We start from the raw sequence: 13,776 nt of genomic DNA, 5'->3' as shown, positions 1-13,776 counted from the left end.
TATTACGCGTTGTCGCCGAACCAGCAGATATTACGTGCAGCCATAATCAGCGCACCCGCCCGTTCATCGTTCAGGCCATCAATATCTGTCAGGTCGTCAACACCCTGCTCGGCAAGATCTTCCAGCGTGCAAACGCCTTTAGCGGCCAGTCTGAAGGCCAGCTCACGATCCAAACCTTCCAGCGCCAGTAAATCTTCTGCCGGCTGGTTATCGCCGAGGCTCTCTTCTTTAGCCAGAGCCAAAGTGGTCAACGCGTTTTTAGCCCGGTCGCGCAGCGCTTCAACGGTGTCTTCATCCAGACCGTCGATCTCCAGCAGCTCGTTGATTGGCACGTAGGCCAGCTCTTCCAGCGAGGAGAAGCCTTCTTCTACCAGTACGGTAGCAAAGTCTTCATCGATATCGAGGTGTTTGGTAAAGACGTCGATGGCAGCATGAGCCTCGGCCTGGTGTTTGGCCTGCAGGTCGTCGACCGTCATCACGTTCAGCTCCCAGCCACTCAGCTGTGAAGCCAGACGCACGTTTTGGCCATTACGGCCAATCGCCTGAGCCAGGTTTCCGGCTTCAACGGCGATATCCATGGTGTGATTATCTTCATCCACCACGATAGAGGCGACATCCGCCGGGGCCATGGCGTTGATCACGAACTGCGCCGGATTATCATCCCACAGTACGATGTCAATGCGCTCGCCACCCAGCTCGCTGGATACCGCCTGAACACGCGCACCACGCATACCCACGCAGGCGCCGACCGGATCGATACGCTTGTCGTTGGTTTTTACGGCGATCTTGGCACGGGAGCCAGGGTCGCGCGCGGCGGCTTTAATTTCAATCACTTCTTCGCCGATTTCCGGCACTTCAATGCGGAACAGCTCAATCAGCATTTCCGGCTTGGAACGGCTGACGAACAGCTGCGCACCGCGTGCTTCAGGACGCACGTCATACAGCACGCCGCGGATACGGTCACCCGGACGGAAGTTTTCGCGCGGCAGCATGTCTTCACGAATGATCACCGCTTCCGCACTGGTGTTAGAGCCGTCTAACGGGCGCACTTCCAGTGAAATGTTGTCGCGGTTAACTTTCTTCACCACGCCGGTGATGATCTCACCCTGCTGATCGTGGAACTGATCGATCACCATCGCACGTTCCGCTTCGCGGACTTTCTGCACGATAACCTGTTTTGCAGTCTGGGTGGTGATACGGTCGAAGGTGACAGATTCAATCTGGTCTTCAACGAAGTCGCCCGGGTTGAACGCTTCGTCTTCGTAACGTGCCGCTTCCAGCGTGATCTCACGGGTCGGCTGAGTAACTTCTTCTACGACTAACCAACGGCGGAAGGTATCGAAGTCGCCACTTTTGCGATCGATGGTGACGCGAACGTCAATTTCCTGCTCGTATTTTTTCTTGGTGGCTGTAGACAGCGCGCTCTCCAGCGCTTCGAAAATCTTCTCGCGTGGGAGGGACTTCTCATTGGAGACCGCTTCTACAACAGCTAAGATTTCTTTGTTCATCCTGGTATGCCTCAATCCGGACTTTTAAAAGTGGGGAACCAGGTTCGCCTTCTGGATATTACTCAGCGCGAACACTTCGTCACGACCCTCAACGGTCACCGTGATCATCTCCCCATCGACAGATTTAATGATTCCCTGCCATTTGCGACGGTTCTGTACCGCCATACGCAGCACCAGGCTCACTTCTTCGCCCGTAAAACGGTCATAATGTTCAGCGGTAAACATCGGGCGGTCAAGGCCAGGTGAAGAGACTTCAAGGTTATATGGCACGGTAATCGGGTCTTCGACGTCGAATACCGCACTCACCTGATGGCTCACATCAGCGCAATCATCAACATTGATGCCGTCTTCACTATCAATATAGATGCGCAGGGTGGATGTGCGGGCGCGGACAAACTCAATACCGACCAGTTCGTAGCCAAGCGCTTCTACCGGTGCTGAAATTAGCTCTGTTAATTTTTGCTCTAATGTGGACAAGGCCACCCCCAAGACATAAAAAAAGGGCTTAATAGCCCAGTGATGCTGATTCGTAATAACAAAAAACCCCGAAAATTCGGGGCTTTAAGTGACTGGACCCTGTGTATCACCAGCGGTGATACGGCACGATCCAAAAGAATTTTTTTCAAAATCGCTGTAAACAACGTTGTTTGCCTGCATACAGAATATTTGAAAAAGAACTCTAAGGGAAAGTGGTTGCGGGGGCCGGATTTGAACCGACGACCTTCGGGTTATGAGCCCGACGAGCTACCAGGCTGCTCCACCCCGCGTCCGAATACTACGCAAAACTTGCATATATAGCAAGCAAAACTGAGATTTGGTACCGAGGACGGGACTTGAACCCGTAAGCCCATGCGGGCACTACCACCTCAAGGTAGCGTGTCTACCAATTCCACCACCACGGCACTAAAGTTGCGATTTTTTTGTTTCTATCGCGTCGAAATTTTACTGAGAACTGCGTACTGCTTACTGCGGGATGTCACTGCCCGTTGCCGGTTTAGCAGGCTGAGTCTGTTGAGACTGAGCTGGTGCTGTCAGATTTTCCCACTCGCTTCCTTTCTGCGTTTTGTTGCTGTTCAGGTTACCCAGGATGAGGCTGATAATGAAGAACAGGGTCGCCAGAACTGCGGTCATACGGGTCATAAAGTTGCCTGAACCGTTAGAACCAAACAGTGTGCCGGAAGCGCCTGCACCGAATGATGCTCCCATATCAGCGCCTTTACCTTGCTGCAACATGATCAGACCCACCAGGCCGATTGCCACAATAAGGAAAACTACTAAAAGAGCTTCGTACATAATCAACCTTGTTCCTTGCGCGTTAAACGCACATCAAAAGCTTCAAACCAGTCAGAGTGATAGCCTGTTCGCTACCCATCAGAAGCGGGTGTGAATACTAACCAAAGGTGCCCTTGCGCGCAAGGGCAATTTTACACACGTGAACTGATTGCAGAAAAAAACGGCAAAACAGGCATTTCCGCCGAAAAAACGCGCGGTTATACCGCCTTCACCGCATCCGCAATGCGATGCGCCAGCGCGTTAACCTGCGCTTCGTCTTCGCCTTCCACCATCACCCGAATCAGCGGCTCGGTACCAGACTTGCGCAGCAGCACGCGGCCCCGCCCTTTCAGCTCGGCTTCCACCTCAGCGGTCACCGCTTTCACCTGCGCATCTTCCAGCGGGTCATGCTCGCCGCTGAAGCGCACGTTGACCAGGATCTGTGGCAGCAGCTTCATGCCGCTGCACAGGTCGTGCAGGCTCATATGGTTACGCACCATCGCCGTCAGCACCTGCAGGCCGGCCACAATGCCGTCACCGGTGGTGGTTTTATCCAGCAGGATCACGTGGCCGGAGTTCTCGGCACCCAGCCGCCAGCCTTTTTCCTGCAGCTTCTCCAGCACGTAGCGGTCGCCAACCTTAGCGCGGGCAAACGGAATACCCAGCTGCTTCAGCGCCAGCTCAAGGCCCATATTACTCATCAGCGTGCCGACCACGCCGCCGCGCAGCTGGCCCTGGCGCAGCGCCTCACGGGCGATCAGGTAGAGGATCTGGTCGCCGTCAACCTTGTGGCCGAGATGGTCGACCATCATGATGCGGTCACCGTCGCCGTCATAGGCCAGCCCGACGTCGGCTTTCTCAGCCAGGACGCGCTCCTGCAACAGGCGCAGGTCGGTGGCTCCACACTCTTTGTTGATGTTCATACCGTCCGGCTGGACGCCGATGGCGATCACCGTGGCACCCAACTCGCGCAGCACGTTCGGCGCGATGTGATAGGTGGCGCCGTTGGCGCAGTCGACGACGATTTTCATGCCGTTCAGGCTCAGCTCACTTGGGAAGGTGCCTTTGCAAAACTCAATGTAGCGCCCGGCAGCGTCAACGATACGGCTGGCGCGGCCCAGCTGAGCCGACTCCACGCAGGTGATCGGTTTTTCCATCTCCGCCTCAATCGCCGCTTCGACGTCGTCCGGCAGCTTGGTGCCTTCGGTGGAGAAAAACTTAATGCCGTTGTCGTCAAACGGGTTGTGCGACGCGGAGATGACGATGCCCGCCTCGGCGCGGAAGGTGCGGGTCAGGTAGGCGACCGCCGGGGTCGGCATCGGGCCGGTGAAGGCTGCTGACAGGCCGGCTGCGGCCAGCCCCGCTTCCAGCGCCGACTCCAGCATATAGCCGGAGATGCGCGTGTCTTTACCGATGATCACTTTCTTCGAGCCGTGGCTGGCCAGCACCTTACCGGCCGCCCAGCCCAGCTTCAGCACGAAATCAGGCGTAATCGGGGTTTCGCCCACTTTGCCGCGAATGCCATCGGTACCAAAATATTTACGGTTGCTCATAGTCCCTTCATCTTTTCGTTAGCGTGCTGACTGGGTGGCCTCGACGACGCGCATCGCCTCGACGGTTTCTTTAACATCGTGAACGCGCAGGATCTGTGCCCCCTGCATGGCGGCGATTACCGCACAGGCCAGGCTGCCGGTCAGGCGTTGCGACGGGCCAACGTTAAGCAGCTGGCCAATCATGCTTTTGCGCGACATCCCGACCAGCAGCGGCAGGCCAAAGTGGTGATAGTCGGCCAGATGGGCCAGCAGCTGATAATTGTGCTGGAGATTTTTACCGAAACCGAAACCCGGGTCGAGCAGCAACTGCGTTTTTTTGATCCCGGCTGCTTCACAGCGGGCAATGTGCCGGACAAAAAAGTCGTCGACGTCGCGCAATACGTCCTGATAGTGCGGAGACTGCTGCATGGTGGTCGGCTCGCCCTGCATATGCATCAGGCATACCGGCAGGCCGCTTTCCGCCGCCGCCTGCAGCGCGCCAGGCTCCTGCAACGAGCGGATGTCGTTTATCAGGTGCGCGCCGGCGCGCGCCGCTTCGCGGATCACCTCGGCTTTGGAGGTATCCACCGAGACCCACACCTCAAAGCGCTGGGCAATCGCCTCGACCACCGGGATCACCCGATCCAGCTCTTCCTGCACGCTGACCTCCGCCGCCCCCGGCCGGGTGGATTCGCCGCCGACATCAATCAGCGTCGCGCCGGCGTTGATCATCTCATTAGCGTGGGTCAGGGCCTGAATCAGTTCGTTATGTTTGCCGCCGTCGGAGAAGGAATCAGGGGTGACGTTCAGGATCCCCATCACATGCGGATGTGAAAGGTCGAGCACAGCATCTCTGGCGTACAGCTTCATAACAAAGGGTCTCCGAAAAGGGCATAAAAAAACCCCGGACGTGGCCGGGGTTGTGGATTATAGCAGGTCACAGACGGCAATCCTGACGGAATATGTCATTTCCGCCAGGCTGCTGTTACATGATTTTGTCTGAACCTGGGGTCTGCGGATCGTCAGCCGGGCGCGGGGCCTGGTTGCTGTCTGCAGCCGCTTTGGTCGCTTCATCCCAGCCGGCCGGCGGGCGCACTTCGCGGCGCGCCATCAGGTCGCTGATTTGCGGTGCGTCGATGGTTTCATACTTCATCAGCGCATCTTTCATCGAGTGCAGGATATCCATGTTCTCATGCAGAATGCGGCGGGCACGCTCATAGTTGGTATCAATCAGTTTTTTCACTTCCTGATCGATGATGCGCGCCGTTTCATCGGACATATGCTTGGCTTTCGCCACGGAACGGCCGAGGAACACTTCACCCTCTTCTTCTGCATACAGCAACGGACCCAGCTTCTCAGAGAAGCCCCACTGCGTCACCATGTTACGCGCTACGCTGGTGGCCATCTTGATATCAGAAGACGCACCGGTAGAGACATAGTCAACGCCGTAGATAATCTCTTCGGCCAGACGCCCACCGTAGGCCACGGAGATGCGGCTTTCCAGCTTCTGACGGTTAGCGCTGATCTCATCACCAACCGGTAAGAAGAACGCCACACCCAGCGCACGGCCGCGCGGGATAATCGTCACTTTGTGCACCGGATCGTAGCCCGGCACCAGCGTACCGACGATAGCGTGACCCGCTTCGTGATAAGCCGTGGACTCTTTCTGCGCTTCGGTCATCACCATGGAGCGACGTTCAGCACCCATCATGATTTTGTCTTTGGCTTTTTCAAACTCGACCATCGACACCACGCGCTTGTTGCCGCGGGCAGCGAACAGCGCCGCTTCGTTGACCAGGTTAGCCAGATCGGCACCGGAGAAACCAGGGGTACCACGGGCAATCACTGACGGGTTCATATCGGTCGCCAGCGGTACGCGGCGCATATGCACTTTCAGGATCTGCTCACGGCCACGCACGTCTGGCAGGCCAACCACCACCTGACGGTCAAAACGGCCCGGACGCAGCAGCGCAGGATCGAGTACGTCAGGACGGTTAGTTGCCGCAATCACGATGATGCCTTCATTGCCTTCGAAGCCATCCATCTCAACCAGCATCTGGTTCAGGGTCTGCTCACGTTCGTCGTGACCACCGCCTAAACCGGCACCACGCTGACGGCCCACCGCATCGATTTCATCGATGAAGATGATGCACGGCGCGGCTTTCTTCGCCTGTTCAAACATGTCGCGGACGCGGGAAGCACCCACACCGACAAACATTTCAACAAAGTCAGAACCGGAGATGGTAAAGAACGGCACTTTGGCTTCACCGGCAATCGCTTTTGCCAGCAAGGTTTTACCGGTACCCGGAGGACCGACCATCAGCACGCCTTTTGGAATCTTACCGCCCAGCTTCTGGAAGCGGCTTGGCTCACGCAGGTATTCCACCAGCTCGCCCACTTCCTCTTTTGCTTCGTCACAACCGGCCACGTCAGCAAAAGTGGTTTTAATCTGGTCTTCCGTCAGCATACGGGCCTTGCTCTTGCCGAAGGACATCGCGCCCTTACCGCCACCGCCCTGCATCTGACGCATAAAGAAGATCCATACGCCGATTAACAACAGCATCGGGAACCAGGAGATGAAGATAGTGGCCAGCAGGCTCGGCTCTTCCGGTGGTTCACCCACAACTTTCACATTTTTGGTCAACAGGTTATCGAGTAACTTGGGATCGTTGACCGGAATGTAAGTGGTGTATCGGTTACTGTCTTTTTTGGTTACGTTAATCTCACGCCCGTTAATACGTGCCTCGCGGACCTGATCCTGGTTCACTTCCGACAGGAAGGTTGAGTAATCAACCTTTCGGCCACTCGACTCGCTGGGCCCAAAGCTCTGGAATACAGACATCAGCACGACTGCGATGACTAACCAGAGAATCAGGTTTTTCGCCATGTCACTCAAGGGATTAACCTCTTATTACAACTGTGTTAACAGACAGCGTAGGGGACTAAAGTTCCTGCACAGCTGGCATCGATATGACCCCAGTTATGGTAGTTACAGTTTGCGCCCTGTCGCTACAATGTACACTTCACGCGAACGAGAACGCGAAGCGTCCGGTTTACGAATTTTTACTTTCGTAAACAGGGAGCGAATTTGCTTAAGGTATTCTTCAAAACCATCTCCCTGAAACACCTTCACTAAAAAACTACCGCCGGGTGCCAGAACATCACGGCACATCTCCAGAGCCAGCTCACATAAATACATCGATCGAGGGATATCCACAGCCGGCGTACCGGTCATGTTCGGGGCCATGTCGGACATGACTACCTGAACCTGGGTTTCACCCACCCGATCCAACAGCGTTTTCAGCACCTGCTCATCGCGAAAATCGCCCTGCAGGAAGTCAACACCAACGATAGGGTCCATCGGCAGAATATCGCAGGCGATGACCCGACCTTTGGCGCCGATCTGGGTCACCACGTACTGTGACCAGCCGCCAGGGGCAGCACCAAGGTCAACCACGGTCATCCCAGGTCTGAACAGCTTATCGCCCTGCTGTATTTCATCGAGTTTAAACCAGGCGCGCGAACGCAGCCCTTTTTTCTGTGCCTGAAGCACGTATTTATCGCTAAAGTGTTCCTGCAGCCAGCGGCTGGAACTGGCCGAACGCTTTTTACCAGTCATACAATTTCCAACTATGATTCATTGTTCGCGATAAATAAACCGCGCAAATCGACGCTACCGATTTGGTGATACACCGGATATGGCGGTAGAATGACCCGTTTTCAATCCCAATGTAAGTAAAAAATACGATGAATCTGAGTACCAAACAAAAACAGCACCTGAAAGGTCTGGCCCATCCCCTGAAGCCCGTTGTCATGCTGGGCAACAATGGTTTGACCGAAGGCGTGTTGGCCGAAATCGAACATGCACTTGAACACCATGAACTGATCAAGGTGAAGATCGCCACGGAAGACCGTGAGACCAAAGCCCTGGTCGTTGATGCGATCGTGCGTGAAACCCGTGCAGTTAACGTGCAGGTGATCGGCAAGACGCTGGTGCTGTACCGTCCAACGAAGGAACGCAAAATCACCATTCCTCGCTGAGGACCAGAGGCAGCTCATCGCTGCCTCACGCAACTCAGCGTTCAGGTCTGGAGAAAGTGCCACGCTCCTGAGTCTGATTAAAGGCCGCGGTGCGGCCTTTTTCTTATCTTTACAAAACCCACACCTTCAATGAAGGTAGCAGAAAATCAGAGGTACTCGACCTTGAGGATCTCGAATTCTTTGTCGCCGCCGGGGGTTTTGATCACCGCCACGTCATCAACCACCTTGCCGATCAGTCCGCGCGCCATTGGCGAGTTTACCGAGATCAGATTCTGCTTAAAGTCCGCTTCATCATCACCCACGATGCGGTAGGTAGACTCTTCATCCGTATCCACGTTGAAGACGGTAACGGTAGCACCGAAGATTACCCGACCGTTGGCGTTGCTGGCCATTTTGGTGACGTCGATCACCTGTGAGTTGGAGAGCTTGGCTTCAATCTCCTGGATACGGCCTTCACAAAAGCCCTGCTCTTCGCGGGCAGCGTGGTATTCCGCGTTCTCTTTCAGGTCGCCGTGCTCGCGTGCTTCCGCAATCGAGGCAATAATGCGCGGTCGCTTAACCGTTTTCAGCTCGTCCAGCTCTTCGCGCAGTTTTTCCGCGCCCTTTAACGTCATCGGAATCTGATTCATCTCAATACCTCGTAAAATCTGTCCTGTGCAAATGTCGTCGTCCTGACGGATGGTATGCAGAAATGGCGTTCTGCGGCGCTTGCTACTGTTTTAAAAACGAAAAGAAACCCGGCCCGGGGTCGCCCCAGGGCAGGATTGATTTTGCAATTTGATACGTATTTTACCCCAGAGTTCCCTGGGGGTCATCGTTTACTTTCCACCACGATGCACCGTAGTATGACACCATCATCCGTCTGTTACCGCGAGATTATGCGATTTCCACGAATTGTTACCAGCCTGGCCTGCGCAATGGCGCTGCAGGCGCAGGCGGCCCCCGTCGAAGATTACACCCAGTATTTACCTGACGGCGCGAATCTGGCGCTGATGGTACAGAAGATCGGTGCCTCTGCCCCCTCCGTTGAGTATCACAGCCAGCAGATGGCGCTGCCGGCCAGTACCATGAAGGTGATTACCGCCCTGGCCGCGATGCTACAGCTGGGGCCGGATTACCGTTTCCATACCCAGCTGGAGAGCAAAGGCAGCGTCAGCGGCAACACGCTGAACGGCGACCTGGTGGCGCGATTTGGCGGCGATCCGACGCTAACGCGCCAGGATCTGCGCAATATGGTGGCCAGCCTGAGAAAACAGGGCGTGGAACATATTGCCGGCAACCTGGTCATCGATACCTCGGTGTTTGCCAGCCATGATAAGGCCCCCGGCTGGCCATGGAATGACATGACCCAGTGCTTCAGCGCCCCGCCGGGTGCGGCGATCGTTGACCGTAACTGTTTCTCCGTCTCGCTCTACAGCGCGCCTAAAGCCGGTGACAAAGCCTTTATCCGCGTAGCGTCCTGGTACCCGGTGACCATGTTCAGCGAAGTGCGCACGCTGGCGAAGGGGTCACCGGACGCCCAGTACTGCGAGCTGGACGTGGTGCCGGGCGAGCTGAGCCGCTTTACGCTGACCGGCTGCCTGACCCAGCGTGCGGAACCGCTACCGCTGGCCTTTGCCATCCAGGACGGGGCCAGCTACGCCGGGGCAATCCTGAAAGCCGAGCTGAAAAGCGCGGGAATAGACTACAGCGGCAGCCTGCTGCGCCAGACGCAGGTGACACCACCGGCCACGGTGCTGGCGGAGACTCAGTCCGCGCCGCTCAGCGCGCTGCTGAAGATCATGCTGAAAAAGTCAGACAACATGATCGCCGATACCGTATTCCGCACCATCGGCCATGAACGTTTCGGCGTGCCGGGCACCTGGCGGGCGGGATCGGACGCGGTGCGCCAGATCCTGCGGCAGAAGGCCGGGATCGATATGGGCAACAGTATCCAGGTGGATGGCTCGGGGCTGTCGCGCCACGATCTGATCTCACCGGCGACCATGATGCAGGTGCTGCAGTACATCGCGCAGAACGATCAGCAGCTGAATATCATCGCCATGCTGCCGCTGGCCGGCTATGACGGCACCCTGCGCTACCGCGGTGGCCTGCATGAGGCGGGCGTCGATGGCAAGGTGTCGGCCAAAACCGGCTCGCTGCAGGGCGTCTACAACCTGGCCGGCTTTATGACCACCGCCAGCGGCCAGCGGGTAGCCTTTGTGCAGTTCCTGTCCGGCTATGCGGTGCCACCGGAGGATCAGCGCCAGCGTCGTATCCCGCTGGTGCGTTTCGAAAGCCGTCTGTACAAGGACGTTTACCGTAACAACTAATCCTGCATCCACGCCGGTTACTGCCCTCTCATGAGGCGGTAACCGGCGGTCCGATTCCCCCAACAAGCTTAAGCCAATACATCAACTCCCCTTACGCATCAACTTTCGGATTATTTTACCTTCCCTGCAATAAGCCCCTATAAATCATAATAAAGTTGCTTAAACCCCTTTCAACCAAAATGATTTGGAGCAGATTAAATTAATTTAGCTTCATTGACATGCTCTGATGTTCAACGTAATTTACTCGACCTGAAAGCAAATGATAATAGTTCTTACTTCGTTTATCATTTATTAAGGATGCAGAATGGAATCGTTAACCTCAGAAAGTACGCTTCGTTTCGCCACAGAAGCGGCCGCCAGCGGCTTCTTCTTTACCTCCCCCTGGAAGAGTCTGGCAACCCAGGGCTGTTTCACCACCCTCGACGCCCCGGCTGCCGGGGGAGACGCGCTCGACGGTGAGTTCCAGCAGACCGTGTCACACCAGTTCCTGCAGGCAAAACGCCAGGGAATCGCCAGGCCGGTGCTGGTCGGCGCCATTCCCTTCGATACCCGCCAGCCCTCTGCGCTGTTTATTCCTGAATCCGTACAGTTCTTCGACCGCCAGGCGTTCCAGCAACGGCTGCCAGCGGCGCAGGCGGCGTTGCCGGAAGTCACCCGTCGTACCGCGCTACCTGAGCAGGCCGTGTTTATGCAGATGGTCAGCGAGGCCGTTGCGGCGACCAGCTCGCCGCGGCTGGACAAAGTGGTGCTGTCACGGTTGATGGAGATCGCCACCCGTGAGCCGATTAACGTTGGCCAGCTGATGTCCAGGGTGCTGCGCCAGAACCCGGCCAGCTACAACTTCCACGCGCCGCTGGCAGAAGGCGGCTCGCTGCTGGGGGCCAGCCCGGAGCTGCTGCTGCGAAAAGAGGGCAACCGCTACTTTACCCATCCGCTGGCCGGTTCGGCGCGGCGTGAGAGCTGCCCCGAGAAGGATCGCCAGGCCGGGCAGTCGCTGATGAACTCCCGTAAAGATCGCTATGAGCATCAGCTGGTCACAGACGCCATGCGTAACGTGCTGCACCCGCGCAGCGCCTACCTTGGGCTACCGGCGACGCCGCAGCTGCTGACCACGCCCACGCTGTGGCACCTCGGCACGCCGATTGAGGGGGAACCGAGCGATGCGGCCGATACCGCGCTGTCGCTGGCCTGCCTGCTGCACCCGACCCCGGCGCTGAGCGGCTTCCCGCACGATAAAGCGCGGGATCTGATCGCCGAGCTGGAGCCGTTCAACCGCGGCCTGTTCGGCGGCATCGTCGGCTGGTGTGATGACCAGGGCAACGGCGAGTGGGTGGTGACCATCCGCTGCGGCAAGGTCAACGGCAACCGCGTGCGGTTGTTCGCCGGCGCAGGCATCGTGCCGGCCTCCAGCCCGGAATCCGAATGGCGCGAAACCGGCGTCAAACTTAATACCATGCTGCAGGCGTTTGGCCTCAATTAAGGATAACGATGACCATTGCATACTCACGCTGGCCGGACGCGCTGGCGGCGCGCTACCGCGCGAAGGGCTACTGGCTGGATCTGCCGTTGAGCGAGATCCTGAACCGCCGCGCCGACAGCACGGCCGTTGCGGTGATCGACGGCGAACGCCAGCTCAGCTACCGCGATCTGGCGCAGCGATCGGACCGGCTGGCGGCGGCGCTGCAGCGGCGAGGCCTGAAAACCGGCGATACCGCGCTGGTGCAGCTGGGCAATATTGCCGAATTCTACGTGGTGCTGTTCGCGCTGTATAAGCTGGGCGTCGCCCCGGTTAACGCGCTGTTCAGCCATCAGCGTACCGAGCTGACCTCCTACGCCACGCTGCTGCAGCCTGCCCTGCTGATTGCCGATCGTCAGCACGCGCTGTTCCGTGATGATGTTTTTATGCAGCAGCTGCGGCAGTCGCTGCCGTCGCTGCGGGTGGTGGCGCTGCATAATGAGAACCACGCCGCGCTGTCGCTGGCCGGCATGCTGGATGAAGATGCCGCTGACTTTGTGGCCACGCCGTCGGCGGGGGATGAAGTTGCGTTCTTCCAGCTCTCCGGCGGCAGTACCGGCACGCCAAAGCTGATCCCGCGTACCCACAATGATTATGACTACAGCGTGCGCGGCAGCGTGCAGATTTGCCGCTTTACCGATAATACCCGCTACCTGTGTGCCCTGCCCTCCGCCCACAACTACGCGATGAGCTCACCCGGCTCGCTCGGCGTATTCCACGCCGGTGGCTGCGTGGTGCTGGCCAGCGATCCCAGCCCGGGCGCCTGTTTTGGCCTGATCGAGAAACATCAGGTCAACGTCGCCGCGCTGGTGCCGCCCGCGGTCAGCCTGTGGCTGCAGGCGATTGCCGAGTCTGGCAGCAACCGCGCGCTGGCCTCACTGACGCTGTTGCAGGTCGGCGGTGCCAGACTCAGTGAGTCGCTGGCCTCGCGTATTCAGAGCGAGATCGGCTGTCAGCTGCAGCAGGTGTTTGGCATGGCGGAAGGGCTGGTTAACTACACCCGGCTGGATGACAGTGAGCAGCATATTCTGACCACCCAGGGCCGGCCGATTTCACCGGACGATGAGGTGTGGGTGGCCGATGAGCAGGGTAACCCGCTGCCGGCCGGCACCACCGGCCGCCTGATGACCCGCGGCCCCTACACCTTCCGCGGCTACTACAACAGCCCGGAGCACAATGCCGCCAGCTTTGATGCCGATGGCTTTTACTGCTCCGGCGACCTGATTTCGATTGCCGAAGATGGCTATATCACCGTGCAGGGGCGTGAAAAGGATCAGATCAACCGCGGCGGTGAGAAGATCGCCGCCGAGGAGATCGAAAACCTGCTGCTGCGCCATCCGGAGGTGATCCATGCCGCGCTGGTGTCGGTAGAGGACGCGCTGATGGGCGAGAAGAGCTGCGCGATTATTGTGGCGAAAAGCGCGCTGAAGCCGGTGGTACTGCGCCGCTATCTGCGTGAGTTGGGCATCGCCGAATTCAAGCTGCCGGACCGCTTCGAGTTTACCGACTCGCTGCCGCTGACCCCCGTCGGCAAAGTGGATAAGAAACTGCTGCGCCAGCAGCTGGCTGCTCAGCAGGGCAATTAATTTTTCAGG

The 13,776-nt window shown here is 57.6% G+C and carries 12 protein-coding genes and 2 tRNA genes; 4 read left to right on the top strand and 10 right to left on the bottom strand.

Going from position 1 to position 13,776, the window contains the following annotated elements:
• Positions 1 to 2: 2 nt before the first annotated feature.
• The 9 genes from nusA to rlmE form a co-directional block, all read right to left on the bottom strand.
• Positions 3 to 1,508: a transcription termination factor NusA gene (gene nusA / locus NV64_RS09210; RefSeq protein ID WP_056231211.1), complete on the bottom strand. Its 1,506-nt coding sequence runs from the start codon at positions 1,506 to 1,508 to the stop codon at positions 3 to 5.
• A gap of 24 nt (positions 1,509 to 1,532) precedes the next feature.
• Positions 1,533 to 1,985, bottom strand: a complete 453-nt coding sequence (gene rimP / locus NV64_RS09205) for a ribosome maturation factor RimP (protein ID WP_056232293.1) — start codon at positions 1,983 to 1,985, stop codon at positions 1,533 to 1,535.
• A gap of 213 nt (positions 1,986 to 2,198) precedes the next feature.
• Positions 2,199 to 2,275, bottom strand: a tRNA-Met gene (locus NV64_RS09200).
• 48 nt (positions 2,276 to 2,323) lie between these two features.
• A tRNA-Leu gene (locus NV64_RS09195) sits at positions 2,324 to 2,410 on the bottom strand.
• 61 nt (positions 2,411 to 2,471) lie between these two features.
• Positions 2,472 to 2,801, bottom strand: coding sequence for a preprotein translocase subunit SecG (gene secG, locus NV64_RS09190; RefSeq protein ID WP_056231208.1), 330 nt, complete (start codon positions 2,799 to 2,801; stop codon positions 2,472 to 2,474).
• A gap of 197 nt (positions 2,802 to 2,998) precedes the next feature.
• Positions 2,999 to 4,333: a phosphoglucosamine mutase gene (glmM, locus tag NV64_RS09185; RefSeq protein WP_056231206.1), complete on the bottom strand. Its 1,335-nt coding sequence runs from the start codon at positions 4,331 to 4,333 to the stop codon at positions 2,999 to 3,001.
• Between the two features lie 18 nt (positions 4,334 to 4,351).
• The gene (folP, locus tag NV64_RS09180) at positions 4,352 to 5,182 is read right to left on the bottom strand and encodes a dihydropteroate synthase (protein WP_056231203.1); all 831 of its coding nucleotides are present in this window, start codon (positions 5,180 to 5,182) and stop codon (positions 4,352 to 4,354) included.
• A gap of 115 nt (positions 5,183 to 5,297) precedes the next feature.
• Positions 5,298 to 7,199: an ATP-dependent zinc metalloprotease FtsH gene (gene ftsH / locus NV64_RS09175; RefSeq protein ID WP_056231201.1), complete on the bottom strand. Its 1,902-nt coding sequence runs from the start codon at positions 7,197 to 7,199 to the stop codon at positions 5,298 to 5,300.
• Positions 7,200 to 7,301: 102 nt separating this feature from the next.
• Complete coding sequence (gene rlmE, locus NV64_RS09170; RefSeq protein WP_056231198.1) at positions 7,302 to 7,931, bottom strand: 23S rRNA (uridine(2552)-2'-O)-methyltransferase RlmE; 630 nt, start codon at positions 7,929 to 7,931, stop codon at positions 7,302 to 7,304.
• Between the two features lie 128 nt (positions 7,932 to 8,059).
• On the opposite strand from rlmE, the gene yhbY reads away from it, so the two are divergent.
• Complete coding sequence (yhbY, locus tag NV64_RS09165) at positions 8,060 to 8,353, top strand: ribosome assembly RNA-binding protein YhbY (protein WP_056231195.1); 294 nt, start codon at positions 8,060 to 8,062, stop codon at positions 8,351 to 8,353.
• A 146-nt stretch (positions 8,354 to 8,499) separates the two neighbouring features.
• Here the strand turns inward: yhbY and greA are convergent, their stop codons facing one another.
• Complete coding sequence (greA, locus tag NV64_RS09160) at positions 8,500 to 8,982, bottom strand: transcription elongation factor GreA (protein ID WP_056231193.1); 483 nt, start codon at positions 8,980 to 8,982, stop codon at positions 8,500 to 8,502.
• Between the two features lie 249 nt (positions 8,983 to 9,231).
• On the opposite strand from greA, the gene dacB reads away from it, so the two are divergent.
• The 3 genes from dacB to NV64_RS09145 all read left to right on the top strand — a co-directional run bounded on the left by dacB (position 9,232) and on the right by NV64_RS09145 (position 13,767).
• Positions 9,232 to 10,665 carry a serine-type D-Ala-D-Ala carboxypeptidase gene (gene dacB / locus NV64_RS09155; RefSeq protein ID WP_101505775.1) on the top strand — a complete coding sequence of 478 codons (1,434 nt, stop codon included), beginning with the start codon at positions 9,232 to 9,234 and terminating at the stop codon, positions 10,663 to 10,665.
• 304 nt (positions 10,666 to 10,969) lie between these two features.
• Complete coding sequence (locus tag NV64_RS09150; protein ID WP_101505774.1) at positions 10,970 to 12,145, top strand: isochorismate synthase; 1,176 nt, start codon at positions 10,970 to 10,972, stop codon at positions 12,143 to 12,145.
• 8 nt (positions 12,146 to 12,153) lie between these two features.
• Positions 12,154 to 13,767, top strand: a complete 1,614-nt coding sequence (locus NV64_RS09145) for a (2,3-dihydroxybenzoyl)adenylate synthase (RefSeq protein ID WP_056231183.1) — start codon at positions 12,154 to 12,156, stop codon at positions 13,765 to 13,767.
• Positions 13,768 to 13,776: the final 9 nt, after the last annotated feature.

The sequence above is a fragment of the Erwinia sp. B116 genome (assembly GCF_002865965.1).
In the GTDB taxonomy this organism is placed as follows: domain Bacteria; phylum Pseudomonadota; class Gammaproteobacteria; order Enterobacterales; family Enterobacteriaceae; genus Erwinia.
The sequence above is the reverse complement of the archived record's forward strand: the minus strand, read 5'-3'. Positions and strand labels throughout refer to the sequence as shown.

What these genes read in the sequence shown, in the direction of transcription:
- dacB (WP_101505775.1), top strand. Translation starts at nt 9,232, where the DNA reads ATGCGATTTCCACGAATTGTTACCAGCCTGGCCTGCGCAATGGCGCTG.
- NV64_RS09150 (WP_101505774.1), top strand. Translation starts at nt 10,970, where the DNA reads ATGGAATCGTTAACCTCAGAAAGTACGCTTCGTTTCGCCACAGAAGCG.
- greA (WP_056231193.1), bottom strand. Translation starts at nt 8,982, where the DNA reads ATGAATCAGATTCCGATGACGTTAAAGGGCGCGGAAAAACTGCGCGAA.
- glmM (WP_056231206.1), bottom strand. Translation starts at nt 4,333, where the DNA reads ATGAGCAACCGTAAATATTTTGGTACCGATGGCATTCGCGGCAAAGTG.
- folP (WP_056231203.1), bottom strand. Translation starts at nt 5,182, where the DNA reads ATGAAGCTGTACGCCAGAGATGCTGTGCTCGACCTTTCACATCCGCAT.
- nusA (WP_056231211.1), bottom strand. Translation starts at nt 1,508, where the DNA reads ATGAACAAAGAAATCTTAGCTGTTGTAGAAGCGGTCTCCAATGAGAAG.
- secG (WP_056231208.1), bottom strand. Translation starts at nt 2,801, where the DNA reads ATGTACGAAGCTCTTTTAGTAGTTTTCCTTATTGTGGCAATCGGCCTG.
- NV64_RS09145 (WP_056231183.1), top strand. Translation starts at nt 12,154, where the DNA reads ATGACCATTGCATACTCACGCTGGCCGGACGCGCTGGCGGCGCGCTAC.
- rlmE (WP_056231198.1), bottom strand. Translation starts at nt 7,931, where the DNA reads ATGACTGGTAAAAAGCGTTCGGCCAGTTCCAGCCGCTGGCTGCAGGAA.
- yhbY (WP_056231195.1), top strand. Translation starts at nt 8,060, where the DNA reads ATGAATCTGAGTACCAAACAAAAACAGCACCTGAAAGGTCTGGCCCAT.
- ftsH (WP_056231201.1), bottom strand. Translation starts at nt 7,199, where the DNA reads ATGGCGAAAAACCTGATTCTCTGGTTAGTCATCGCAGTCGTGCTGATG.